Raw genomic sequence first — 25581 nt, forward strand, 5'->3', positions numbered from 1 at the left:
GATAGAATATCGGGAAAAGGCCGTGGCATAATACTCTTTTTATTACTGTCTACTTGACAGGGAGATGACCACATGGTCTCTTCTTTTATTCATTTTCAATTTTATTCCGCTATTTGCCGGGCAGTAAGACCCCCATCTCAAAATTCAGCGAAAGCAAAGAAGTTAGGTGGGGGTCGGGCTAATAATCAGCGGGGGCTGACACCCCACTGATTAAAGTTTCACTTTATATAATTAAAAATTAGATATTACTTAAGCCAATCGTTGCAAGTGTTACTTAACTGCTGTAAATCTTCTATAAATTGACTCGCATCATATCCATCACAAACCGAATGATGTACTTGCAATGAAACTGGTAGCATAACCTTATTTCCTTCGTTAAAATATTTCCCACAAGTTATAATTGGCAATAGAAAATTTTCATCATTATTAATATTAAGATTAAATCCAGTAAAACTATTCCAAGGTATGCTAGAAATCGGAAATACATTAGGAGGAATATTTTCTTTCGTGAAAAGACCATGAACACTAGCATAGCATCTCATATCGTCTTCATAATTTTTATAGAAAGTGCGGAAATCACTTGAATAATCCGTCCATATACTTGAAAAAGACTTATCATCTTTATGAAAGATTGTATAACTCGGTATCATTTCCTCCCAATAGCCTAAAACTCCTTCATCGTTAAAACATGTTCGAAATTTTTTATGATTATTTACTACTCTAGAAATTAAATATATAAAAACGGGATAAAATTTTATTCCCTTTTGATATACTTCCTCTAATAACATCGTGATATCAACATTAACAGTCATACTAAATGTACATTTCAACTTTAAATAATGCTCAAAATACTGCTCTCTACTCCAATCTTCTCTATCAATTACATGAAACTTCATTCTAATAGCCTCCTAAAATTTTCTTTTTATTTTAGAAGGCTATTTCCCTTGCTTTCACCATAATTGTTCACTCCTAACAGTTTACATTTCACCCTAATTATTTATTTAATTATATAACATATGTAAGAATCAATTCACATATTTCTTGAAATCCATCCACATACTATAGATAAATCAAATGAAATTTGGAGGATACATACATGAATAACAAAAATATGAATAAAAAGGAAAATGTTACTGAAAATACTACATCTATTCAAAATAATAATACTGCAAACCTTACTATTGAAGAACAAGCAATGAACGGCTTATACGGAATGCCCGAAACAACAATTGAAGATGCTGATCACGCTGCAGCTGATGATTTGACTTCAAAAAATTAATTAACTACATTGAAAAAAGCCAAGGAAAATACCCTTGGCTTTTTTCACTATGCATCCACCTTTTGTATTTCTTCACTCTTTCTTGAAAGTTTACCTGGCCAAAAAGCAAATCGGCCTAACACAACTGTAATTGCGGGTACAAGTAACGGTCTTACGATAAACGTATCTAGTAATACGCCAATTGCAGTTACAATACCAAATTGAACTAATACTTGAATTGGAAGTGTACCTAACACTGCAAAAGTTCCTGCTAAAATTAAACCTGCCGATGTAATAACACTACCTGTTTGTATTACACCATTTTTTACTGCATCCAAGTGATTTTGTGTCTTTCTGTTTTTCCATATTTCTGAAACCATAAAGATATTATAATCTTCACCTAAAGCAACTAAAAATACGAATGCGTACAACGGTATCGCACCTTGAATGGCCGGCGCTCCCATACCGTAATGAAGCAATATCCATCCTGCTCCTAACGCTGAGAAGAATGATAAAACGACAGTTACAATTAAATAAATCATCGCAACAACCGATCGTAAGTAGACAAGTAATAGTAAAGCGATAATGCTAATCATTACTGGAATAATTACTGATTCATCACGTTCAGTAATTTGCTTTGTATCATATAATGAAGCTGTTTCTCCACCAATCCACAATTGCTCTTCAGCATTACTAATCCCAGCATCTTTTAATACTTTTTCTACATTACTTTTCAATTTAGGAATTTGATCTAACGCTTCAATTGAGTATGGATTTTCCGCTAAAGAAACTTCATACATTTGTATTTGCTTATTTTCTTTTCCCTCTTTTGGCTCTTTCACTGTATTTATGAAAGAAAATTTCTCTAGTTCTTGTTTAATAGGAAGCTCTTTTCCTTTCGTATCAACAACCACTTTTACTGGTGCTAGTTCACCAGCCGAGAAATGATCACTAATTAACGTAAACCCTTCGCGAGAAGGCATATCCTTTGGAAACGATTCTAATAAGTCATATGTGTATTGAATACGTGGTACGAACGAAGCCAATCCACCTAATACAAACACAGTTAGCATAATTATTGTCCACGGTCTTCGTACTACTACATCTCCAAGTTTTTTACTAAAGGAGCCTTTTGATTTTTCAACTTTTACAGCCCTCTTTTTCTTTATTGCAAACTCCTCATTCATTGAAGTTGTTCTCGGTATAAACGGGAAAAATGCAATCCTACCGAAAATTAATAATAGTGCTGGTAAAATCGTTAAAGCCGCGATTCCCATTATAAATACAGCAACACTAAATGGTACTGCAAATCGATGAAAGGCACCATAATGAGCAAGTAATAATGTCCCTAATCCAAGTACAACAGTTAACGCACTCATTATTATTGCACCGCCAGAAGCTTTAATCGCAAGTTGTAATGCTTTATATTTACTTTCTTCTTCTAACAAGTACTCTCTATATCTCGAAATTAAAAATAGACAATAGTCTGTTCCAGCACCAAACAATAATACTGTCATAATTGATATTGCTTGGGCATCTACTTTAATCCATCCATGATCAGCTAAAAAACCGAGTGTAGGACTAATGATACCGTATGCAAAGCCAACAACAAGTATAGGTAAAATTGCTAAAATTGGCGAACGGTAAAGCAAAATTAATAGGACCAAGACTAATAATACAGTAGCCACTAACAATTTCACATCTGCTTGACTAAATAAACTAACTGCATCCGTTTGAATACCTACAGGCCCAGATAATCGAACATGTAAACCAGATTCACTTATTTTTTGTTTAAATGGATCTTCATCCACCTTACTATTCACTATTTTTCTAAACTCTTCCAGATTTCCTTTTAATATATCCGTACCAGCAGATTTATTAAAGAATACCGGTGTAACAAATGATGTACCATCTTTTGATGCACTTTTTGATAATACTTGCTCTGGAATTGTATCAAATGGCGGTAACGTTGATTGTTCTTTTAAAGGACTAGCTTTTAACTCTTTATAAACGTCTTGTATGAGTTTATAATCCTGTGACTGTAATCCACCATCTCTATACCACACTACTAACAACGGATTCCCTGCATTATTCGGAAACTCTTTTTTCATAAGCGCTTCCGCTTGCTGTGACATAGCTGTTTCAAGTAAATTTTTTGGATTCGGTTCTTTCGTACTGTTTACTTGTGGTAACGTAAATGAAAGTAATAATGTAATAAGAACCCACACCGATAAAGTGATCCATTGCGTATTTTTCCCTGCTACAAGCCTCCCTAACATATGTAACGGGTGCTTTTTCATAAAAACCCACCTTCCTTTTTTCCTTCATTATTAATTATATATACTGGTAGGTTAATTAATCAAGAATGATTGAAAATTATGTTATAATTATCTCAAGAATAAATGTCAGGAGCGAATGGATTTGGAACAAAAACAACGTCCTCTCGGAAGGCCACGGCAAAATAAAAATACAAAATCTACAAAAGAAACCATTTTAGAAGTGGCAACTCGCTTATTTCTTACACAAAATTATCAAGTCGTTTCTATGGATGAAGTCGCAAAAGTTTGTGGTGTTACGAAAGCAACCGTCTACTATTACTATTCAACAAAAGCCGATTTATTTACCGCTACTATGACCCAAATGATGATACGTATACGAGAGAATATGTCTCAAATACTCTCTACAAACAAAACTTTAGAAGAAAGATTATTAGACTTCGCCAAAGTTTACTTACACGCAACGATGGATATTGATATGAAAAATTTTATGAAAGATGCTAAACTGTCGTTATCTGAAGAACAATTGAAACAATTAAAAAATGCTGAAGATAATATGTATGAAGTACTAGAAAAAGCACTCGATAATGCGATGCACATCGGAGAAATTCCGAAAGGAAACGCTAAATTTGCGGCTCATGCTTTCGTATCTTTATTATCAATTGGGAATTTTAAAGATGAAAATCACAATCCTATTCTTGCAAATATAGATGAATTAGCACAAGAAATCGTTTCTTTTTATTGGAACGGATTAGGTCATTCATATTAAACTGATTTGCTTTAATAAAAGAGCATGTTTGAATTTTTTCAAACATGCTCTTTTATAATTTATTTATATACTAATAATCAGATTATACTTCAACGTCAATTAACAAAAAACTCCATTTTAACTTTACAAATTTTGAAGTTGAACATTTATATTCTCCTTACTTAATCCCCCATGGTAACAAACTACAGATTCAATATGTAAATTTAAATACTTCTTCAAAGACTGCTTTGCTTCCTTAATATTTATAGTTGTTTGGGCGTGAATTCCTCCTAACATCCCATTCACACTATACATAGAGTCTCCTGCAATAAGAATTTTGCTTTGTTTCAAATATAAACTAATATGACCCGGAGTATGCCCTGGAGTATGAAGAATTAGTATTCCACCGCAATACGGAAGTTCTTGCCCGTCAATCACAGTCTCACTCACTTTTCCTTTTGGGCGGTTCTCTACATTTCCGTCCTTCAATAAAGGTAAATCCCCCTCGATATATGGCTTATCTAGTTCGTGCGCATAAACTTTAATATTACTTCGACAGCGCTGCAACAATTCTGGCAGACTACCTATATGATCAATATCCTGATGCGTCAAAATCACGACTTTTAACTTATCAAATGATACCCCAACCTTTTCCATCTTTACTTGTATATCTTCAATTTGTCCTGGGAAACCCGTATCTATTAATACTGCCATTTCATCATTCCATAAAAGAATTGGATGAATAACAAATTCTTGAAATTCAAGTTGTAACATTTCTACTCCTTTAGCAATCTCCATACAGCCATTCTCCTTTATGTTGAAGTTTGAAAATATGTACAAGTAAACTGAAAATATAAAGTGAAACTTTAATCCGTGGGGTTTTACTACCCGACAAATAGCAGGATAAAGCACCTCTATCTTATAATATGTTTTGTCATCCCAATAGAGAATGCTTCAAACCCTATAGATTCATAGTAAGATTACAATTTTTCTACACACATAAGTTGTGGAATAACCTTGTTTTGTTCACAGTGCTGGATTAATCGTTTCACTATTTCTTTTCCGATGCCACTAGACTGATATTTTGGCAATACACCAACTCCACAAATAATGCCTGTTATGACTCCATCTGATATGACACGCCCCATCCCTACTAACCTCTTATCATCAAAAACATAAATTGCATACCAACTTTGCTTACACATTCGTTCTAACTCGTTAACCGTTAATTTAAGAGAATTCCATCCTAAAGATTCGTATAAGGATAATAATCCATTAAAATCTGTAGGGTGTTCACTTGTGTAGCGTATACTATTTTCCATGTAAACACTCCCTATTCTCTGGCTTGTTTATATTTCATAAAATTCCCTTTACACAAATCTGATCGATGTAAAAATAACTAGAACAAACTTCAATAAGAAAGATAGAATTCCTTCTCAATATAAAATAAAAAGAAGTTATCTCACTTAAGATAACTTCTTTTATATAAGACTCTCATTATATTATCAACCAAAAATTATACAACTACATACGATAAGCACAAACAAAACTAATAAACCATTTGAGAAATAACCCATTAAATACTACCCCTTTATTAAATTATGTAAAAGATTTTATCATAAAATGATTTACAACTTAATAACTGAAAAAGACATTGTATTCATTAGTTATATACGTTTAGTAATATTTTATATTCGGTTATATTCTCGTTCCCTAAAACCACTTCTCGCATCCTCATAATTCAGTCCACATAAATTCAAAAAACAGTTATTAGTAAACATTCATTTACTATAAAGAGTAATTTTAATTGATTTATATTGAATTTAGTAATAAAATAATAACTAAACTCATAAAGGAATCAAAAACAATGAACCAAAACGAATTATTAAACGAATACATGAATTTATTATTAAATATGTCAGGTACTTTTAAATTACTATCGGAGAAATCCTCAGAATTTACACATTTAGAACAACATGTAGTAGAGTATATCGCCCAGCAAAAGGTGCCTGTAAATTTAAAAATGATTGCTAGTTATTTAAACATCCCTAAACAACAATTAAGTGTAACAGTACGTAACTTAGAACAAAACGGATACATCATAAAAAAGAAAGATATGGTAGACAAAAGAGCTATATTAATCTCTCTGACAGAAAAAGCTGAAAAAGTACATTATGAGAGATGGAAACAAATATATAATAATTTCACAGTAAACCTCGAAAAGTTATCTGAAGAAGATAGGCGGGATTTAACTTATGGACTATATAAAACAAATACAATGCTCTCAAAAATGTTAAATAACGACTAAATATATTGTTTATTACTAAACGGAGGATGTTTCATGGCTAAAGAATTAGATTTACAATCCGTGCAAGGTACGATGCTTATTCCCTTATGGGGAAGAGCATATGGCAGTGAGAAAAATAAGGATATTTTAGATGATATAGAGGCTATTCGAATTATTAAAGAATGTAATTTTGACTTCTCAACAATAGCAAATATATTTGGCGAATACGGATGTATCACATACATTACCCGTGCACGAAAAATTGACGATACGATAAAACAATTTATAATAAAACACCCGAATGCTACTATTGTAAACATCGGTTCCGGACTAGACACTACTTTTTCAAGAATCGATAACGGTACAATACATTGGTACAACCTTGATTTGCCCGATGCAATCTCTTTTCGCAAAACTTTAATTGAAGATACGCCTAGAAACATTAGCATTGCTAAATCACTATTTGATACTTCTTGGTTTGACGATATAAAATATAATTCAAACGACGGTATTCTTTTTATATCAGCAGGTGTGTTTTATTACTTTAAAGAAGAAGATTTAAAAAAGATCGTAGTCGCTATGTCAAAACGTTTCCCTGGAGGAGAATTATATTTTGACGCTGAATCAAAGTTCGCACTGAATCTTTCGAATGCTACTGTAAAGAAATCCGGTAATAATGGTGCTATGATGTATTTTTACGTAAACAATCCAAAATTAATAGAAAAATGGTCCTCTACAATAAAAGTATTAAGCTGCTCCCCTTTCTTTAAAGATATACCTACAAATAAAGATTGGGACGGTAGTACGCGTATAATGATGAGAATTGTAAACTTAATAAAAATGTTGAAGTTTGTTCATTTACGGTTCAAAAAATAATAAGTAAAGAAGAGCTCAATACATTTATACTTAGGTTATAAATGTTAATTTCAATAAAATCAAAGGCAGAAACATAATTGTGAAGTGAAAATTTAATCAGTGGGGGCTTTGCTCATCCCCCACTGATTATTAGCCCTCACCAATCGAGCTTTTACGGCAGCCCGAACCCCACCTAACTTCTTTGCTTTCGCTGAATTTTGAGGTAGGGGTCTTACTGCCCGACAAATAGCGGGATAAAATCTTGCATGCACTTTACGTAGGAGCTAAAATGTTGAATCTCACCGATTTCCAAATCATGTACACCATCTTGCAACATTAACTGATTCATTTATCCTCTCTCCTCATCGCTCACTTATTACTATCTAAATGTATAAGTTCTGACCATTCACACTTTTCCCCTTTATATCCTTTAGACACTATCCTCATTTATATGAATAGCTTTCTTATTCAAAAATAGATTTTTAAAAATTCCTACTCCCACAATTAATAAACCTATACCAACTAATTTATTTATTTGTAATGGAATGCTCTCCATTCCAAATAATCCAAATGTATCAATGCATAACGCAACAACCAATTGAGTAATAAGACTAATTAGCACCGTATATGCTGGACCTAGACTCTTTATTGCACCCATTATACAAATAATTAACCCGATACCAAACAGTCCACTTACATAAAACAAATAATTTGCAGTATACACTTTAATGCTAATACTGTTTTCTGTAATGATATAAAATAGAATAGAGCTAATGAGACCTATCCCAAGGACACATGTAGTTGTTAACCACTGTCCTACATTTTCATTTACTTTTGCATTAAAAACAGATTGTACGCTAATTAATATTCCTGCTAATATAGCTAAACTAAATCCAATCAAAATCTTCCTCTCCCTTTCATTGCTCATATATATTATCTTTAGCGACTTCCTTCATTCTAGAAAAATCTTTAATTACAATAACTCCATTACTCTTTTCAATTAGTTTTTCATTATAAAATCTTTGTAATACCCGAATTACGTGCCTATAACTTACCCCTATAAAATCTGCAATACTCGTTACTGAAGTTGCATCCAAATCCCCTTTATACATATTCCCGTTACTATCTGTTGAAATTGAAAGCAAATAACTAGCTACACGTACTTCTACAGGATAAAGTAAATTAAGAGCAGTAAAACGAGTCGATATTTTTAACGTGTTCGCAATGTTTTCAAGCAAGAACTTCATAAATATAGGATCATGTAATAACTTGTTTCTAATAACCGTATTAGAAATAGAGATTGCTACAACATCTGAACAAGCCTCAACGATATTATGTGCTTTGCTATTTTGAATTAATTCAATATCACCAACAATGGCCAATGGATTGATAAAGCGAAGGATTAGTTTCTTCCCTTCAGGTGTAATCGTGTAAACTTTTACTTTACCTTTAACAACAAAATATAAACGATCCATTTCGTCATCTATATTGCAAATAAGCTCGCCTTTTTCAAAGTGATTTAATTGAAAATAAGCTGTATCTATTTCTGAAAAAATCTCGAGCGTTTTATTGGTTTTCAAATAATGCGTAATTAAACCTGATTTATCCTCCATATTCATTTCTCCTTTCATTTACATATTAAATACAACAATACCTATAATCATTACTATTGTTCCCACAATATGATATCTCTCCATCTGTATCTTTTTTATATGAAACAGTCCTTTCATTTCAATAACTGTTGCCGTTAACAATTGAGCAACCATAAGTGTGCCAGCTGTCAATGTAACTCCTAGTGCATATATCGCCATAGTTTCTGCACAAATAATGAATCCACCAAATGCACCCGCTGTTAAATATATTTTTTTCACACTCTTTAAATCCGTTATTTTCTCTTCTTTCTTTAACAAAAATACAGTTGTTGCAATACTGAATCCAATTAAATGGGTTATAATACTCGTCGACCATATACCGATATGTGAACTAAGTTTCGCATTAAAGGTTCCTTGAAGTGTTATAAATATCCCCGCAAAAATAGCAAATATAATACCTTTCAAAAAATCATCTCCTCATCCTTTATTTCTGACTTAATTAAAAACCATCATCCTATAATGGCAAAAGGACAAATGTCACATCACTATGAAAATAACTTGGAATAAACAAAAAAACACACCTCAAAAATGCGAGATGTGTTTTTTATTATTTATATATAATGTTTTATAAATGAAAATTACGCTACATTAAAAGATTTCTTTTTCATAACAAACTTTGCAAATAAGAAACGTACAAGCGGTCCCATAATAATTAATTGTAATGGATATGCCATTATGAAATTTTTAATAAAAATCGAAAAATAAATGGAAACAAATGAATCTCCTTGTAGTCCACCATGTAAATACATCATAGCCATACCGAAAAATGACATAAAGAACACCATTCCAATTACCATAGTTGTCGCCATTGCAACGATAATATTTATTTTTTTAGATTTATCAAATGGCAATATGAATACAATTTTTTTCGCACAAGGTCCAACGATACATATTTCAATTAATAGTGCAATAATAAAGCCAATTAATAGTTCTAATGCAATCTCTTTAATATAAATTGGTCCTCCTGTTTCATTCATTAGTAAATTGTAAAACGTCATTACGATAACCATCCCAAGGCACATCATCATGCCAAATTGGAGGTTTTCCTTTCTTGTTGTTGGCAAATTTCATCATCCTTTCTCTTTGAGTCTTTGTCATTATATCGACATTGGAAACCCCTTCGTAAGTGAACATTTTGTGAACAAATTTAAAACGTTTTCATTTTTTCCTTTCTACTCAAATTCTCACTTTTACTTATAGAGGTTATATATATCGCAATGTTGAATTACTAAATTTAACATTGCATTACACTATTACTAGGAGGATAACCATGAATGAAGCAGAATTTTACGCATATCACATCGTAACAAGGAAAAAAATGCATATCGGACAAATCATTCTTTTTAACAAAAATCAACACAATACTCTATATCACTTCTTTTTTGAAAGAGAACAATTAAATGCTAGTGGTGAAGATGGCATACAAATTTTAAATAAACACTATAAAAATAACGAATTACATATAAATAATGAAAATACTAAAGTAGTTATGAGTTATATGGATCAAACAATTAGAGCAGTTAGAGAAACAATTGTAGAAATGGTTAGACTACAAGAATTCCCTGAATACCCTTCCAGGTTATCTTGTTTATACGCTTCAAAAAGCTATGAAGATGCTTTAAAATGGAAAACATTATTTGATTCTTACAATCGAGAAGTTTTACAGATTGTTAAACTACGAGTGATCGGAAATTCTTTTGAAGGTGACGGGAATCTTTTACCGAAAGAAGATGGAATTCCTTTTTCTCAAAAAATCGAACAAGCTAGAGAGTATTGGAAAGGAAATATTAGAAATGATCTTCCTGAGCTACTGATTAATGGAGAAATTGAAGTGGTGGAAATTATTGATGACTTTTCCTCAATTCATATTTAATTTCTAACTAAATCATATAGGATGGAGATTACAATGAAGAAAAAAGTGTACTTCAATCATGATGGCGGCGTAGATGATTTAATTTCATTATTTTTATTACTTCAAATGGAAAACATTGAACTTACGGGGGTATCTGTTATCCCAGCAGACTGCTATTTAGAACCCGCAATGTCTGCCAGTCGTAAAATTATCGATCGCTTCGGCAAAGGTAATATTGCCGTAGCCGCTTCAAACTCTCGCGGGCAAAACCCGTTTCCGAAAGACTGGCGGATGCATGCATTTTATGTAGATGCTCTACCAATTTTAAATGAGTCTGGAAAAGTTGTAACACCCGTGGTGGCAAAACCCGCGTATCATCATTTAATAGAAACGCTTCTACAAACGGAAGGAAAAACAACTTTATTATTTACTGGGCCCCTAACTGACCTTGCTCGTGCATTATATGAAGCTCCCATAATCGAAGATAAAATTGAACGCCTCGTTTGGATGGGTGGTACATTTCTTAAAGCTGGCAATGTACATGAACCAGAGCATGATGGAACAGCTGAGTGGAATTCGTTTTGGGACCCTGAAGCAGTGGCTCGTGTATGGGATGCAAAAATTAAAATCGACTTAGTGACACTAGAAAGTACAAACCAAGTTCCGTTAACTATAAACATACGTGAACAGTGGGCAAAAGAGCGAAAGTATATTGGTATGGATTTCCTTGGTCAATGCTATGCAATGGTCCCTCCTCTCGTTCACTTCTCAACGAACTCTACTTACTATTTATGGGATGTACTAACTACCGCTTTTGTCGGAAACACTAGCCTTGCAAAAACTGAAACGATTAATAGTATCGTTCATACATACGGACCAAGCCAAGGACGTACAGAAGAAACTACTGATGGACGACCTGTAAATGTCGTTTATGATGTAAAACATGATGTTTTCTTTGAATATATTACTGAATTAGCAAAGAAAGCTGCTACTTAAAACCTCAATAACACGAAAAAATTTATTAAGAATGATATACTTTAATTAATATAACATAAGGTGATAAGATGGATTATGAGTTACTAAAAGAACGAATAGAAATTATAACTTCTAGAATTAAATACATAGGTGATGAAGTTCAAGAAGTTTGTATAGATGAACCATCTTCCCTTGAACAAATAATCCAAGTAGAAGAAAAACTGGGTATTAAACTACCAAATAGCTTCAAAAAAGTACTTTTAGAGTTCTCAGGAAATTTTAGCTTACGCTGGTTTTTACCTGACGATGTAGAGCTACCAAATGAATTTACTGATATTTTTTGCGGAACACCCCACTGGAGTTTAGAAAGTCTTTCTGAATTCGAAAAAGAACGTAAAGACTTGGTTGACGAGGTTTTTTCAAATCTAGATGATGAATATGATGTAGTTTGGCACAACAAATTAGCATTTTGTGAAGTGGGAAATGGAGATTATTTAGCATTTGATATGAAAGATGATATAGATGCTCCGATAATTTACCTAAGCCACGACGATGGAGAAGGACATGGGTATAAGATTGCGAATAATTTCATTGAATTCATTGAGAATTGGTCAAGAGTAGCTTTTGTAGGATGCGAAGATTGGCAGTGGTTACCTTTCACTACCAGTTTTGAAAGTGGTATAAATCCAGATGATGAACCAGCCAAAAAATTTAGAAATTGCTTGGAACTTAATATTTAAAAGAGTATTGAATTAAATTTCAATACTCTTTTTGTGCAATTTAATTATATTTGATTAATGTAGTGTCTTACAGATTATTCATTTCATAACCATTGACAAAATACGTTATTGTTTCTAACTCATCTGCATTTAATTCTCTATCTAGCTCTTGTTTATACGCTGCCTTTATCTTCTCTTCATCGCCTTTATGAGCTTCTGTATATGTTCCTACTGTTTTTAGCAAATGAATTTCTTGTAAAAACTCTTCTCGATTTATAGCTGTCCCATGAGAAAGAATATATGTCTCAGCATCAAATTTCTCTAATTCATCTATCAATTTAAACGTTCTTTTCGTCGTATAGTTCCACTTTGAAGAAAAAATATCTGCATATATACAGTCTCCTAAAAACAATATCTTTTCTTCTTTTATGTACATAACAACAGAATCATGTGCATGATCTCCGCCCACATGTTTTAACATGCATGTCACTTCACCAAGGTCTAATTCCATTTGATCCTGGAATGATAAGGTTGGAGGAATAATGTTAATATTTCTCGCTTTTTCTTCAAACTCTTTCTTGATACAATCCGCACAAAATGCAATTTCAGTACCCTCTTTTACGCGTGCGTCCAACGCTTCATCTGTCCATTCATAAGATACTATTGCCTGCATTTCTTTTTTCGTTTCAGCGTGCGAAATAGTTAATGCATTCTGTAATACAGATAATCCAAAAATATGATCCCAATGCCAATGCGTTAATGCTACAAAATCAGGATTCGATACATTTTGTTCTTTTAACATTTCTAAAAATAATTGTGCATGTTCTTCTGAATTTCCTGCATCAATCATTAACGTTTTTTCTTGTCCAACGACCATTCCTAAGATAGGTCTATCTGTTTCAGAAACAGGTGTCATATACCAAAATGAGTTTCCTATTTTTTTAATTTGTTGCATAACCAATTCCCCTTTTCATTTTCTCACTTAAAATTAATATATAAATTATAACGAATCACTACTTTTTTCTCTATAATCAAACACAATTACTTGGACTAATCTAACTTTCCTTTTCGTAAGCTAAAAATAAGGGAATAGAATCGGAGTGTGATACTATGGAACGTTTATGGATTCCAATGATTGTAACATTTTTTTCGTTCGGTGGATTACTATTAGGAGGTGCTGTTGGAGTAGCAACACACCAACTCATTGAAGAAAAGATGCATCGTTTATACGCATTATGTGGCGGTATTTTATTCGGATTATTATCACTTGAAATTATTCCTGAAACATTTTCAAGCTATGAAATGATTGGACCTATACTTGGTATAGCTATCGGTATTTTAGTTATGGGCTTATTAGATAACTATTGTCACCATCCAATGATACATAAAAAAGATCAACAAGCATGGCAAACCTTTCTTTTTCTCTCTTTCGCTATATTTATTCATAATATACCGAGTGGATTTGCGTTAGGTACAGCTTTTATAAATCATAATGACTCTGCCATTCCCTTTTTAATAGCAATCGTCGTTCACCATATTCCAGAAGGATTAGCTTTAATTATTCCATTTCTTTTTACAAAACATAAATATATTTCCTTTTTATTAACGACTTTATTACTTTCTCTTATTCTCGGTACTGGCACAGTTTTTGGCATTTTGATGGAAGGAAAAGCTCTTCACCTGCAAGGCCTCATTATGGGAAGTGCTATTGGTTCACTTGGATATGTCACAATTCATGAAATGCTTTGGAAAGCTAAGAAACAGCTCTCTTTCCTTACATTTCTAATGTGGGCAACTAGTGGTTTTTTACTAATAACAGTGTTCACTTTATTCGCTGGTCATCATTAAAGTTGCTAAAGTGAAGCTTTTGTTCCTCCCACACTGATTCTTGGATTACAAATAACTAGATAAATTTCTTACTTGTATATTTTTCCTTTTTATTCAAAACATAATGTTATATACCTATTATAAGGAGGAACAATTATGTTTGGGAAAACAGCAGGTGAAGCATTAGTTGATTTATTAATTGATTGGGGAGTAGAGCACATATACGGTATGCCTGGAGATTCCATTAATTCTATCATTGAAGCTTTAAGAAAAAAACAAGATAAAATTAAATTCATTCAAGTTCGCCATGAAGAAGCTGGTGCATTAGCAGCGGCTGCCTATGCGAAATTAACAGGAAAACTTGGCGTTTGTATGGCAATTGCAGGACCTGGTGCTATTCATTTATTAAATGGTTTATATGATGCGAAACTCGATAAAGCCCCTGTTCTAGCAATTTCAGGTCAAGTAGAAACCGATTTACTTGGAACGGACTTTTTCCAAGAAGTAAATTTAGAAAGAATGTTTGATGATGTTGCGGTTTATAACCAGCGTATTATGTCAGCAGAGCAACTACCTGCCGTAGTGAATCAAGCAATTCGAATGGCTTATACGAAAAAAGGTGTATCCGTTCTTACTATTCCAGATGATGTCCCGAAATTTGAAGTGAAAAATGGTGCCCGTGTTACAAATACTTCTTTTACTTTGCCTGAGTTGTTTCCACAAAAAGAAGATTTAGATGCAGCGAAACTCGCAATAAATGAAGCGAAAAAGCCTGTGATTTTAGCTGGAAAAGGAACAAAACATGCGAGAGAATCTTTACTTGCATTGGCAGAACAAATTGGTGCTCCAATCGTACTTACATTACCAGCTAAAGGAATTATTCCTGATGAACACCCTCTTTGTATTGGTGGATTAGGATTAATTGGAACGAAACCTTCTTATGAAGCAATGAAGCATGCAGATACTTTAATTATGGTCGGTACTTCTTATCCGTTCACCGGCTTCTTACCTGAAAAAGCAAAAACAATTCATATCGATACAGATCCTGCCCAAATTGGGAAACGTTATGCGACAGATATTGGTTTAGCTGGTGATGCTGATAAAACATTACGATGGTTAATTGAAAATGTTAAAGAACACACAGATCATTCCTTCTTAGAACAGCACCAAGAAATGATGAAAAAGTGGGAAGATAAATTACACGATCAAGAAGAAGACTCTTCCATTCCAATTAAACCACAACGCGTTATGCATGCTCTGCAGCAAGTAGCACATGATGACGCAATTCTATCAGTCGATGTCGGAAATGTAACAGTATGGACCGCAAGACACTTCCGTATGACAAACCAGCAATTTGTCATTTCTAGCTGGCTCGCAACACTTGGTTGCGGTTTACCTGGTGCTCTTGCTGGAAAAATTGCATTCCCGGATAAACAAGTATTTGCAGTTTGTGGTGATGGCGGATTTGGAATGACGATGAATGACTTCGTAACAGCTGTAAAATATAAATTACCAATCGTTGTCGTCGTATTAAACAATAATAAAATTGCGATGATTAAATTCGAGCAAGAAGTCATGGGTAATATCGAATTCGAAACAGATTTAACGAACCCTGATTTTGCAAAATATGCAGAGGCGTGTGGAGGTATTGGATACCGTGTTGAGAATTTAGATGAACTCCTTCCCGCTTTCGAAAATGCAGTAAAACAAAATAAACCGTGTATTATTGATGTAGTTGTAGATGCTAACGAAGCACCAATGCCAGCAAAAATCACATTTGGTCAAGCCGCTGGTTATACGAAGCATATGATAAAAGAATTATTTGAAGAAGGTAAGATTGATTTACCTCCACTTTAGGCGAAAAAAGATAGCTGAAAACAATTTGTCTTCAGCTATCTTTTTTTATTTTTGTATCTCTTTATAAAAAGAAAAGTCATTCATAGTTGGTTGTACTTAAGACTCTTATTTTTTATCAAGAGTCTTTTTATTTAATTTCGCTTCAGTTAATACTATGTAATACTATGCATCTAAAAATCTTTATACATCTCGCTAACTATTTCAATTCTCTAAAGTTCGGATATACTTTATTTTATGAATGTATCGTACATCCACTTATAGAATTTTTCTTTCTCTTCAAATTGTGGATAATGAGCTGATTTCTCAAAAGTAATAAATTGTTTTTGATCTGCTTCTATCTTATCAAAATATGTTTTTGCTGCATGGAATGAAGTGTTATAGTCATATTTCCCCATAAGGCAATAAAACGGTAGCTTCATTTCAATCACCTTAGTAGGCAATGGATTTTTTAAATCCTTTTCTAATAAGACAGTTTGAGAATGTGATAATCCAACGTTATAACGAATTACGTCTAACAAGTTATATTCATTACAGAAAGATTTGAAAACATCTCGCATACACATTTTTATAAAAACACATAGAAAAGAGCCCTTGCTTTCAACACAAGGACTCTTTTCATAAACTATTTAGCTACTTCTTCTTTCGGCATTACCATACCTTTATAAAGTTGAACAGTTATCCAGTAATACATGAAATAAATGACTAAGAAGATTTCTATTGGCACCCACACTTTCACAAACGGGTCAACTAATATAAAGCTGAATAAGTTAAGCCCTACTAAAACGTGAGAAATGCCAATGATCGCTGGGAAGATAAATAAATATGAAATTTCTTTATATATACTTTTCGTTAACATACTGCGTCTCACACCAATTTTTCGTAACATTTCATAACGGCGTACGTCGCGAGAAGCACCTGTTAATATTTTGAACATAAGGGAACTTGCCATCATTGCTAAAAACGCAATTCCGAGGAAAAATCCCATAAACATTGTTCCGCTCATGAAGCTGTTCATAAACTGATAAATTGTCATTTTCGTAAATAAGTCTACCTTTTCACCTGTTGCTTTTTCAATTTGTTCTTTTTGTCTCTTGTCTATTTCGATCAATAACGGTTTATATTTTTTCATATCATCTACTTTTGCTAATGTTACAGTATGTTCTGTTCCTTGAATCCCTTTATAATGCTCTTCGTCTGCAATTCTTACTGGTTTTCCGCTAAATTGATTATGCGTAATTTGTATCTCTCTTACAACTGCGTCTTCCCAATCCTTTGGCATATGAGGGAATTTTGCTAATTCAGGAGCCTCTAAAGCTGAATATACAGGTTCAGTTAAAGGTTCAGTCACACGTTTGCGAACAGGCTCTTTTAAAGTTTTTGTATCAAAATGGTCTGAAACAAGTGGCGGTTTCGCAGTTAAGTCGTTACGTAAATAATAAACCGCTTCTCCATCTACTTTATATTTGTACTTGCTTTCTTCAACAATTTCCATTTCTTTCAAGGCAGCTTTGTCTTGATCATTCGGATCATGAATTACAACATCATATACACGAGAAAAGTCTGTCATAATACCTACATTTTTTTGGAACGCCATACCTGCCGTCATCGCACCTGCGCCTAATGCAATTAACATTGCTACAGTACCTAATACTCTCGATAAACTATTTACTCGAAAGCGTAGCTGTGCATATGTAAAACTATTTAGACCAGTTTCATTTCGTTTTTTATTCCCCTTAATTTTCATCACAAAAAATGGAAGTAATGAACTAAAGATAAAATATGTTCCAAGTGTTGTAACGATGGTTGCTATAATAAAACCTAATTCAGCATATATTTTTACATTGATCATAAAATAGTACCCTGTACTTACTAGTAATACACCAAGTACTGTCATTATAATAATGCGAGTTTTACTTTTCTTCACTTCATCTAGTGTTTCATCTTCACGAATTAACTCTAGTTCAGTTTTTCGTAACAATCGGACACTGTTCATTATGCCAGTAATGAAAAATAATATTAAGAAGAAAATAGCTGTAACTAAAATTGCTGGTGTGTATACAGATGCGTAACTACCTTTTGCTGAAATTTCCATTCCATTCATTAAAAAGTTCCCTGCTACACTTGCAAGTAACATCCCTACTAAAATACCGATAATAATACTGACAATACCCATACCGAATGTTTCAATAAATAATAACTGTGCTACTTTTTTCTTTTTCGCACCAAGCATCATGTACATACCGAGTTCTTTTCTTCTTAACGTGAGCAAGAAAGAGTTGGCATATATAATATAAAATACAGTAATGAAGGATAATAGTATTGCACCTACCCAGAAGACGAGCCTTATACTACTAATTAGACTATTATCTTTTGTAAATTCACTATTCATCGCCATCGTTTGGAACATGTAGAAAATACTAATACTAATAACGAGGCCAATAAGTAAAACCATATAATCTTTTAACATCTTTTTCATACTATGACGTGATAATTTAAATAACATAGTTTCATCCCCTACTTAGACTCAGCAGCTGAGCCCATATGAGCGAGCACACCTAAAATGTCTTGATAGAAATTCTCTCGAGTACCTTGACGGTTTAATTCTTTATAAAGAAGACCATCTTGAATAAATAAAATACGCTCACAATAACTTGCACTAAATGCATCGTGTGTAACCATCAAAATACTTACATTGTGATTTTCATGTAAATCTTGCATCGCTTCTAATAAACTTTTTGCGTTTTTACTATCAAGCGCACCTGTCGGTTCATCTGCTAATACAATTGCTGGATTATGTACTAAAGCTCTTGCCGCCGCTGTTCTTTGCTTTTGTCCTCCAGAAACAGCCGTCGGATATTTTGTTAAAATTTCGGTGATGCCTAATTTCTTCGCAACGTCATTTACCTTTCCAGTAATCTCACTTGACGGTACGCCTTGCAAAGAAAGTGGTAAAGCTATATTTTCATAAATTGATAAGTTTTCTAGAAGATTAAAATCTTGAAAAATGAAACCTAATTTTTGAGAGCGAAAATCAGATAACGCATTGCCCTTCATAGAAGTAATATTTGTACCAGCTATCGTCACACTACCACCTGTCGCTTGGTCAAGTGTACTTATCACATTAAGTAAAGTCGTTTTTCCAGACCCAGAAGGTCCCATGATCCCGACAAATTCTCCTTCTTTAATACTTAACGATACACCCCTTAATGCTTTTGACTGATTCTCATTTCTTTTCCCATACGTTTTTTCTACACTTTCTACAGTAACTACATTTGTTGACATCTCTTTCACTCCATCCCTTTTGTATAAAATTAATTTCTCACATATTTCTTATTATTTTGTCATGTGAATTCTTAAGAATTTTTTAATTATTCATTCAAGAAGAGTTACACCTGTAACATGAACCTTTTTCCTACTTCATATTCTCATTTTTCTACAACTCGTTCCCTCGATTTCGCTTACATTTACCTTACATTTTTGTAAGATAAAAAAGAAAACACACTAATTGCTAATAGTGTGTTTTCTTTACAATCAATATTTTCTATTCTTTATTTCCTCTTCAATAGTTGCCACAAATACATCTAGCGCAATAACTTCTGACTTCTCTTCCCCATATTTACGTACATTTACAGCTCCGTTTTCCATTTCCTTATCACCAATAACAAGAACATACGGTACTTTTTGCATTTGTGCTTCTCTTATTTTATATCCTAATTTTTCATCTCGTGCATCTTGTTCAACACGAACTCCAGCTTGTGCTAATTTATGTGCAATCTCATTGGCATATTGTTCATGTACTGCATTTGAAACTGGAATTACTTTCACTTGAACTGGTGCCACCCATGCCGGGAACGCACCTCCAAAGTGCTCAATTAATATTGCTAAGAAGCGATCTAATGACCCTAAAACTGCCCTGTGAATAACAACTGGTCTTTTCTTTTCATTATTTTCATCTATATAATTTAAATCAAATTTCTCTGGCATTTGGAAATCAAGCTGGATTGTTCCGCACTGGTGGCTTCTATTTAAAGCATCTTTAATATGAAAATCAATTTTCGGCCCGTAAAATGCACCGTCACCTTCATTTAGTCTATATTTATAATTTAGCGATTGTAATACATTTTCTAATGCCGCTTCTGCTTGCTCCCATAATTTATCATCACCCATTGAATCTTCTGGACGAGTAGAAAGCTCTACTTCATATTCGAATCCAAAAGTTTTATATACGTAATCAATTTGTGCCATTACTGATTTAATTTCATCTTCAATTTGTTTTGGAGTTACAAATAAATGTGCATCATCTTGGCAGAAAGTACGTACTCTTAATAATCCGTTTAACGCACCACTAAATTCATGACGATGTACTTGACCAAATTCACACATACGAATCGGTAATTCACGATAAGAATGTAATTTATTTTTAAACATAAGCATGTGCCCTGGGCAGTTCATCGGTTTTAATGCAAAACTTTTATTATCTACTTCAGAGAAATACATATTATCTTTATAATGTCCCCAGTGCCCTGATCTCTCCCATACTTCTTGGTTCATCATGAACGGAGTGCGTACTTCTTGATACTTATACTCTTTTTGAATTTCTCTTAAAAATGCTTCCAATTCGTTACGAATCATTTGTCCTTTCGGTAAATAAAACGGCATTCCCGGAGCCTCTTCAGAAAACATAAATAACTCAAGCTCACTGCCTAACTTACGATGATTTCTTTTTGCTGCTTCTTCAACGAAATGTAAATACTCTTCTAATTCTTTTTGAGAAGAGAATGCAACACCATATATGCGCTGAAGCACTTGGTTATTACTATCACCTCGCCAATATGCACCGGAAACGTGAGTTAATTGAAATGCTTTCAAATAACCTGTAGATGGTAAATGTGGTCCTCTACATAAATCTACAAATTCACCTTGTTTATATAGTGTTACACTTTCCCCACTAGGAATTGCTTCTAAAAGTTCTAATTTCAAGCGGTCGTTCATTTCTTGAAACAGTTTAGCTGCTTCTTCTCGAGAAACCTCAACTCGTTCTATCTTTATATTTTCATTTATGACCTTTTTCATTTCTTTTTCGATTTTTCGTAAATCTTCTATGTTTACACTACTTGGAAGATCCATATCATAATAAAATCCATTTTCAATAACAGGTCCTACTCCAAGATTTATATCACCATACAATCTTTTTACAGCTTGCGCTAAAATATGTGCCGCGGAGTGTCTTGCAATTTCTACCCCTTCATTTGAATCTATAGTAATGATTTCCACTTCCGCATTTTCTTCAATATTTCGGCGTAAATCATATAATCCATCATTTACTTTCCCCGCGACTGCTTTCTTTTTCAAACTACTGCTAATGGATCCAGCAATTTCTTCTAAAGTAACTCCATTTACAAATTCTTTAACGCTACCATCTGGAAATTTAATTTCAATCATTTGTTCTTTCATTTTTCATCTCTCCATTTCATAATAAAAAGCACACTCATCCCTAAAATAGGGACGAGCGTGCTTTTACCCGTGGTTCCACCCAGATTCCCATTGTAAATATACAATGGCTTCATTTACGGTAACGTCGTTTACACGGCACTAGATACTTCATTTCCCTAGTGCAGCTCTAAGGTGGTAAGTTATTTTTCTGCGTTAGGAAGTTCTCAGCTTTCCTTCCTTCTCTGTATAACCGGGTAAAATAACTCGTGTCCTTTTCTTCGCTTATTATGAAATTGAATGCAAAAAAGCATATTCATCCCTAAATATAGGGACGAATATGCTTATATCCGTGGTTCCACCCAGATTCCCATCACAAAAAACATAATGGCTTCTTTTGCGATAACGTCGCATACACGGCACTAGATACTTCATTTCCCTAGTGCAGCTCTAAGGTGGTAAGTTATTTTTCTGCGTTAGGAAGTTCTCAGCTTTCCTTCCTTCTCTGTATAACCGGGTAAAATAACTCATGTCCTTTTCTTCGCTTTTGTAAAACATCCATTTATTGTTATTTAATATATCTTATTCATTTTATTTTTGCAAGTGTTTAAAAAAATTATTTATTTAATTTAAAAAAGTGAAACCAAATTTTTTTGGTTTCACTTCACAATTTTACCAATCTTGTGGTTCGTAATTTAAGTCTGCAAATAGACGTCTTTTCTCTTTCTTCGTTAAATCTCTCCACTGCCCAACTGGTAAATTATTCAATTCGATATTCATAATTCTCGTACGTTTTAACGTGTATACTTGATAACCTAAAGCTTCACACATACGGCGAATTTGGCGATTTAGCCCTTGTGTTAAAATAATTTGGAACTCATATTTTGATAACTGTGTAATCTCACAAGGAAGCGTTTTTGTTCCTAAAATTTTAACACCCGCTGCCATTTTCTCTAAGAAATCAGGTGTAATTGGCTTATCTACTGAAACGATATATTCTTTCTCATGTTTGTTTTCAGCACGTAAAATCTCATTAACAATATCGCCATCATTCGTTAACAAAATTAAACCGTCAGAGTCTTTATCAAGACGTCCAATGTGACTAATTCGTAAAGGATGATTCACTAAATCAATAATATTACCTTTTACTGATTTTTCACTCGTACATGTAATACCTACTGGTTTATTTAAAGCGATATATACGTGATCTCGAGCAATTCGAAGCTGCTCTCCATTTACTCGTACATCATCACCTGGGTTCACTTGGTCACCAATTTTTGCAACCTTACCGTTAATAATTACTCTTCTCTCATTAATTAGTTTATCCGCTCCACGTCGAGACGCTTTTCCAGCTTCACTAATAAATTTATTGATACGCAAATTAGGCACATCCTTTTCTAAAAAAAATTTCAAGCTCACACTGCTTCTACCGTACAATACAAAAGGGTAAGCCTCCTATTATAACTTAAATATATTAACATGAAAGGGTATATAACGTCTTCTATTAATTACTTGTTTATAAGAAAATATCTTTATTATACATTCATTTATGCACTTTTTCAGCGTTTAATATACAAGCCATTCTTCCTTACATACAGCTTGTTTTCCTTTTATCTCTTCTATCTCTTCATGAATATTAGCTAATTTATATAAACCTGGGAAAATCTCTTCCACATAATGTTGATGCGTCTTTTCATCTTTCCAATACGTTAACACTATGTAACGATTTTCATTTTTTAAAGACTTCCCAACTACTCCACCTAACATTCCTTTTGCTTTTTCCATTCCTTTATTCCAAATTGTTTCTTGCTTCTGTAAAAAATGATTTTCCTTTTCCACCTTTACATCACATATAGCAACTCTTACGAATGATCCTTCTGTAACAACGTCTTTCAAATGCGTATCAGTTATATCATACAACGTTTGAAATAATTCAATTTCACATGAAAGAAACGTATCCTCTTGATTACTATTTAAATAAATTGTATCGTGAGCACCATTCATAAATGATTGATATGTACTTCTATCTTCCCATAAAGTAAATACACATGCCTCATCTTCATACCATCCACCAAATTGTCCATGAAAACCATCTAGGTGCCGTATATCACGCCATTTTCCTTGCGCATTTGAAAACAATTCCTTTTTCTCTTCTTCCACCTTACAGTAGATTGTTTTTAGTAGCATTTTTAATTCCCCCTTTAGCATATAATTTATCTTCTTCTCACAATAATTAGTTCGCATAATATTTTTATAATCACCCTAATACTCTTTATAGACATATAGAACTAATCATATTTATCACTACATCTATCAAAACATCTATCGAATTTAATTTCAAATAATTCAGAACGAAAAAGATGTAACTCTTAATGAATTACATCTTTAGCTAATCTCCCTTATTCATCTTTTTCTCAAATAAATAATACGTAATTTCTCCTGGATAATGTAATACCGTTACCTTCCGCTCCCCTTTTTTAAAACTAACAGTATGCCCGTTTTCCCCTAAGTTCTCCCATCCACTCGCCTTTGTAATTGGCATTACACTTATATATTGATAGTCCTCTTCCTTATCATCGTTAATATGGATTGCTGACATTGGCACTGGAAAATCTTTAATTTTAGATTCTTTATTCATAAATATGAATGCAACTACACCAACTAATAACATAGCCATTGAAATACTTGAAACTAGTTTTCTTCTATTCATTTTCACTAAAAACCCTCTTTTCTCACATATAACTTTCATCATTTTACTAACTTTAATTATTTATGTATAGAAAAGATATATTTTAAATCATTTCTAACCTATTTTCTCTACTTAAAACAACATCATTATTATATATTATAATTATAAGTTTTTAAATTTTGGAGGCGTTACATATTGCAGAAATTACTTTTTACTAAATGGACAGTTGTTATTTCTATTTTCATCATTTTTGGTACAATTTTCTACGTTACTAATGTTAAAAATAACAACGAAAAAGCAACTGTAGAAACAGCGGAGACAAAAACTTTCAAAACTAAATTACAACCTAAAATTAATGAATTGACTACTCATTATAATGACATCATCGAAAAAGATTGGTTACCTGCCTGGGAAGAGATTAACACGAATGGAGATTCAGTAGATCGAAATAAACTATTAGTTACAATGAGTGCTGTTTCCAAGCAGTACGAAACAATTATGAACGAAATAGACACGCTTAAAATTGAAGAAAACATAACAGATATAGATATACAAAAACAACTACTTCAGTTCACAACTCAGTTTAAATCCGCATCAAATTTCATGAAAAATGCAGCAAATTTAATTATAGACGGAGCAAATAACTCTACTCCAACCGATGAAACTATTGAAAAAACAAAACAAGCTTTAGGACTTGCGGATCAACATATTGTCATCGCTTTATCTACTTTAAATGAAGTTGAAGATAAATTAGGACTTACAAAAAAATAAAACTATTTACTATTTTAAAATAAAAAATGATTGCAATTCACAATTTGTATGTCTATAATGTTTTTATTGATTTACAATCAATGTGTTTATAAATTTTATAATTCGGATGAACCATTCAGGAGAAGGTCTATTGATCTACCGACGGGGCAAAAAGTTGTTATACCAACTTTGAAACTCTCAGGTCTTGGTTACAAGTAGAACTGCATGGGGACGAATCTCTGGAGAGACTCCCTCTCGCTTTCATAGAGCGCGGAGGAAAACGAGCACCGAAGGAGCAAATCCGCTACTATAGCGGATAATCTCTCAGGTAAAAGGACAGAGACAAGCGAAAGAAAATGCCGATTTGTATCGGTTTATTTTTCTATCCCTTGTTTCTCCAGAGACC

24 protein-coding genes, 2 pseudogenes, 1 riboswitch and 2 other annotated features are annotated in these 25581 nt (G+C 33.1%); of the genes and pseudogenes, 10 read left to right on the forward strand and 16 right to left on the reverse strand.

The genetic code is table 11. From position 1 onward, the window contains the following. Positions 1 to 245: 245 nt before the first annotated feature. Positions 246 to 896, reverse strand: a complete 651-nt coding sequence (gene catA / locus QO049_RS13590) for a type A chloramphenicol O-acetyltransferase (protein ID WP_144502049.1) — start codon at positions 894 to 896, stop codon at positions 246 to 248. 200 nt (positions 897 to 1096) lie between these two features. On the opposite strand from catA, the gene QO049_RS13595 reads away from it, so the two are divergent. After that, positions 1097 to 1279 carry a DUF4021 domain-containing protein gene (locus QO049_RS13595; protein ID WP_001060657.1) on the forward strand — a complete coding sequence of 61 codons (183 nt, stop codon included), beginning with the start codon at positions 1097 to 1099 and terminating at the stop codon, positions 1277 to 1279. Between the two features lie 47 nt (positions 1280 to 1326). Here QO049_RS13595 and QO049_RS13600 read toward each other — a convergent pair whose 3' ends face one another. After that, on the reverse strand, positions 1327 to 3558 hold the full coding sequence (locus tag QO049_RS13600) for an MMPL family transporter (RefSeq protein ID WP_144502050.1): 2232 nt from the start codon (positions 3556 to 3558) through the stop codon (positions 1327 to 1329). A gap of 121 nt (positions 3559 to 3679) precedes the next feature. On the opposite strand from QO049_RS13600, the gene QO049_RS13605 reads away from it, so the two are divergent. Further along, complete coding sequence (locus tag QO049_RS13605) at positions 3680 to 4303, forward strand: TetR/AcrR family transcriptional regulator (RefSeq protein ID WP_070180117.1); 624 nt, start codon at positions 3680 to 3682, stop codon at positions 4301 to 4303. A 123-nt stretch (positions 4304 to 4426) separates the two neighbouring features. Here the strand turns inward: QO049_RS13605 and QO049_RS13610 are convergent, their stop codons facing one another. Then, positions 4427 to 5080, reverse strand: coding sequence for an MBL fold metallo-hydrolase (locus QO049_RS13610; RefSeq protein WP_098023265.1), 654 nt, complete (start codon positions 5078 to 5080; stop codon positions 4427 to 4429). Between the two features lie 116 nt (positions 5081 to 5196). Beyond that, positions 5197 to 5604 (reverse strand): annotated as a pseudogene (locus QO049_RS13615) (GNAT family N-acetyltransferase). A 545-nt stretch (positions 5605 to 6149) separates the two neighbouring features. Between QO049_RS13615 and QO049_RS13620 the strand changes: the two are divergent. Continuing rightward, positions 6150 to 6590: a MarR family winged helix-turn-helix transcriptional regulator gene (locus tag QO049_RS13620; RefSeq protein WP_001072998.1), complete on the forward strand. Its 441-nt coding sequence runs from the start codon at positions 6150 to 6152 to the stop codon at positions 6588 to 6590. 33 nt (positions 6591 to 6623) lie between these two features. Continuing rightward, positions 6624 to 7445, forward strand: a complete 822-nt coding sequence (locus tag QO049_RS13625; RefSeq protein WP_001040747.1) for a class I SAM-dependent methyltransferase — start codon at positions 6624 to 6626, stop codon at positions 7443 to 7445. A gap of 409 nt (positions 7446 to 7854) precedes the next feature. On the opposite strand, the gene QO049_RS13630 is transcribed toward QO049_RS13625, so the two are convergent. From QO049_RS13630 to QO049_RS13645, 4 genes are all read right to left on the reverse strand, one after another. Next, positions 7855 to 8325, reverse strand: a complete 471-nt coding sequence (locus QO049_RS13630) for a DMT family transporter (protein ID WP_000579027.1) — start codon at positions 8323 to 8325, stop codon at positions 7855 to 7857. 16 nt (positions 8326 to 8341) lie between these two features. Further along, positions 8342 to 9037 (reverse strand): Crp/Fnr family transcriptional regulator, encoded by a 696-nt coding sequence (locus tag QO049_RS13635; protein WP_246962663.1) that lies wholly within the window; start codon positions 9035 to 9037, stop codon positions 8342 to 8344. Positions 9038 to 9055: 18 nt separating this feature from the next. Then, the gene (locus tag QO049_RS13640) at positions 9056 to 9481 is read right to left on the reverse strand and encodes a DMT family transporter (RefSeq protein ID WP_098020692.1); all 426 of its coding nucleotides are present in this window, start codon (positions 9479 to 9481) and stop codon (positions 9056 to 9058) included. A gap of 173 nt (positions 9482 to 9654) precedes the next feature. Then, entirely contained in the window at positions 9655 to 10140 is a 486-nt protein-coding gene (locus QO049_RS13645; RefSeq protein WP_002103059.1) for a DUF2798 domain-containing protein, read from the reverse strand. Positions 10141 to 10346: 206 nt separating this feature from the next. On the opposite strand from QO049_RS13645, the gene QO049_RS13650 reads away from it, so the two are divergent. The 3 genes from QO049_RS13650 to QO049_RS13660 all read left to right on the forward strand — a co-directional run bounded on the left by QO049_RS13650 (position 10347) and on the right by QO049_RS13660 (position 12643). Continuing rightward, entirely contained in the window at positions 10347 to 10949 is a 603-nt protein-coding gene (locus tag QO049_RS13650; RefSeq protein WP_001001044.1) for a DUF2441 domain-containing protein, read from the forward strand. Positions 10950 to 10970: 21 nt separating this feature from the next. Further along, the gene (locus tag QO049_RS13655; protein WP_144502054.1) at positions 10971 to 11924 is read left to right on the forward strand and encodes a nucleoside hydrolase; all 954 of its coding nucleotides are present in this window, start codon (positions 10971 to 10973) and stop codon (positions 11922 to 11924) included. 68 nt (positions 11925 to 11992) lie between these two features. Beyond that, the gene (locus QO049_RS13660; protein WP_065704193.1) at positions 11993 to 12643 is read left to right on the forward strand and encodes an SMI1/KNR4 family protein; all 651 of its coding nucleotides are present in this window, start codon (positions 11993 to 11995) and stop codon (positions 12641 to 12643) included. 67 nt (positions 12644 to 12710) lie between these two features. Here the strand turns inward: QO049_RS13660 and QO049_RS13665 are convergent, their stop codons facing one another. Then, positions 12711 to 13577 (reverse strand): MBL fold metallo-hydrolase, encoded by an 867-nt coding sequence (locus tag QO049_RS13665; protein WP_118414484.1) that lies wholly within the window; start codon positions 13575 to 13577, stop codon positions 12711 to 12713. 155 nt (positions 13578 to 13732) lie between these two features. Between QO049_RS13665 and QO049_RS13670 the strand changes: the two genes are divergently transcribed. Beyond that, entirely contained in the window at positions 13733 to 14470 is a 738-nt protein-coding gene (locus QO049_RS13670; RefSeq protein WP_144502055.1) for a ZIP family metal transporter, read from the forward strand. 135 nt (positions 14471 to 14605) lie between these two features. Next, positions 14606 to 16306 carry a pyruvate oxidase gene (locus QO049_RS13675; RefSeq protein ID WP_061139314.1) on the forward strand — a complete coding sequence of 567 codons (1701 nt, stop codon included), beginning with the start codon at positions 14606 to 14608 and terminating at the stop codon, positions 16304 to 16306. A 227-nt stretch (positions 16307 to 16533) separates the two neighbouring features. Here the strand turns inward: QO049_RS13675 and QO049_RS13680 are convergent. The 7 genes and pseudogenes from QO049_RS13680 to QO049_RS13710 all read right to left on the reverse strand — a co-directional run. Beyond that, positions 16534 to 16836 (reverse strand): annotated as a pseudogene (locus QO049_RS13680) (hypothetical protein); the annotation flags it as partial. 92 nt (positions 16837 to 16928) lie between these two features. Then, positions 16929 to 18809 carry an FtsX-like permease family protein gene (locus tag QO049_RS13685; protein ID WP_284489299.1) on the reverse strand — a complete coding sequence of 627 codons (1881 nt, stop codon included), beginning with the start codon at positions 18807 to 18809 and terminating at the stop codon, positions 16929 to 16931. An 11-nt stretch (positions 18810 to 18820) separates the two neighbouring features. Further along, positions 18821 to 19588 (reverse strand): ABC transporter ATP-binding protein, encoded by a 768-nt coding sequence (locus QO049_RS13690; RefSeq protein WP_000106426.1) that lies wholly within the window; start codon positions 19586 to 19588, stop codon positions 18821 to 18823. Positions 19589 to 19837: 249 nt separating this feature from the next. Beyond that, entirely contained in the window at positions 19838 to 21760 is a 1923-nt protein-coding gene (gene thrS, locus QO049_RS13695; protein ID WP_065704198.1) for a threonine--tRNA ligase, read from the reverse strand. 44 nt (positions 21761 to 21804) lie between these two features. After that, positions 21805 to 22027, reverse strand: a binding site (T-box leader). A 36-nt stretch (positions 22028 to 22063) separates the two neighbouring features. Continuing rightward, positions 22064 to 22287: a binding site (T-box leader), on the reverse strand. A gap of 121 nt (positions 22288 to 22408) precedes the next feature. Then, positions 22409 to 23116 carry a 23S rRNA pseudouridine(2604) synthase RluF gene (rluF, locus tag QO049_RS13700; RefSeq protein ID WP_001222170.1) on the reverse strand — a complete coding sequence of 236 codons (708 nt, stop codon included), beginning with the start codon at positions 23114 to 23116 and terminating at the stop codon, positions 22409 to 22411. 186 nt (positions 23117 to 23302) lie between these two features. Beyond that, positions 23303 to 23923, reverse strand: coding sequence for a YdbC family protein (locus QO049_RS13705; RefSeq protein ID WP_061139318.1), 621 nt, complete (start codon positions 23921 to 23923; stop codon positions 23303 to 23305). Positions 23924 to 24125: 202 nt separating this feature from the next. Further along, entirely contained in the window at positions 24126 to 24488 is a 363-nt protein-coding gene (locus QO049_RS13710) for a hypothetical protein (RefSeq protein WP_058840413.1), read from the reverse strand. A gap of 132 nt (positions 24489 to 24620) precedes the next feature. Between QO049_RS13710 and QO049_RS13715 the strand changes: the two genes are divergently transcribed. Continuing rightward, positions 24621 to 25196, forward strand: coding sequence for a hypothetical protein (locus tag QO049_RS13715; protein WP_144502057.1), 576 nt, complete (start codon positions 24621 to 24623; stop codon positions 25194 to 25196). Positions 25197 to 25404: 208 nt separating this feature from the next. Then, positions 25405 to 25525: riboswitch (glycine riboswitch) on the forward strand. The last annotated feature ends 56 nt before the right edge of the window (positions 25526 to 25581 follow it).

It is taken from the genome of Bacillus sp. RB3, from assembly GCF_030164735.1.
Classification (GTDB): domain Bacteria; phylum Bacillota; class Bacilli; order Bacillales; family Bacillaceae_G; genus Bacillus_A; species Bacillus_A cereus.

Coding starts and splice junctions, on each gene's coding strand:
- QO049_RS13635 (WP_246962663.1), bottom strand. CDS start 9,037: ATGGAGGATAAATCAGGTTTAATTACGCATTATTTGAAAACCAATAAA.
- QO049_RS13650 (WP_001001044.1), top strand. CDS start 10,347: ATGAATGAAGCAGAATTTTACGCATATCACATCGTAACAAGGAAAAAA.
- QO049_RS13710 (WP_058840413.1), bottom strand. CDS start 24,488: ATGATGAAAGTTATATGTGAGAAAAGAGGGTTTTTAGTGAAAATGAAT.
- QO049_RS13660 (WP_065704193.1), top strand. CDS start 11,993: ATGGATTATGAGTTACTAAAAGAACGAATAGAAATTATAACTTCTAGA.
- QO049_RS13600 (WP_144502050.1), bottom strand. CDS start 3,558: ATGAAAAAGCACCCGTTACATATGTTAGGGAGGCTTGTAGCAGGGAAA.
- QO049_RS13625 (WP_001040747.1), top strand. CDS start 6,624: ATGGCTAAAGAATTAGATTTACAATCCGTGCAAGGTACGATGCTTATT.
- QO049_RS13655 (WP_144502054.1), top strand. CDS start 10,971: ATGGAGATTACAATGAAGAAAAAAGTGTACTTCAATCATGATGGCGGC.
- QO049_RS13705 (WP_061139318.1), bottom strand. CDS start 23,923: ATGCTACTAAAAACAATCTACTGTAAGGTGGAAGAAGAGAAAAAGGAA.
- QO049_RS13620 (WP_001072998.1), top strand. CDS start 6,150: ATGAACCAAAACGAATTATTAAACGAATACATGAATTTATTATTAAAT.
- QO049_RS13685 (WP_284489299.1), bottom strand. CDS start 18,809: ATGTTATTTAAATTATCACGTCATAGTATGAAAAAGATGTTAAAAGAT.
- QO049_RS13675 (WP_061139314.1), top strand. CDS start 14,606: ATGTTTGGGAAAACAGCAGGTGAAGCATTAGTTGATTTATTAATTGAT.
- thrS (WP_065704198.1), bottom strand. CDS start 21,760: ATGAAAGAACAAATGATTGAAATTAAATTTCCAGATGGTAGCGTTAAA.
- QO049_RS13665 (WP_118414484.1), bottom strand. CDS start 13,577: ATGCAACAAATTAAAAAAATAGGAAACTCATTTTGGTATATGACACCT.
- QO049_RS13595 (WP_001060657.1), top strand. CDS start 1,097: ATGAATAACAAAAATATGAATAAAAAGGAAAATGTTACTGAAAATACT.
- QO049_RS13670 (WP_144502055.1), top strand. CDS start 13,733: ATGGAACGTTTATGGATTCCAATGATTGTAACATTTTTTTCGTTCGGT.
- QO049_RS13610 (WP_098023265.1), bottom strand. CDS start 5,080: ATGGAGATTGCTAAAGGAGTAGAAATGTTACAACTTGAATTTCAAGAA.
- catA (WP_144502049.1), bottom strand. CDS start 896: ATGAAGTTTCATGTAATTGATAGAGAAGATTGGAGTAGAGAGCAGTAT.
- QO049_RS13690 (WP_000106426.1), bottom strand. CDS start 19,588: ATGTCAACAAATGTAGTTACTGTAGAAAGTGTAGAAAAAACGTATGGG.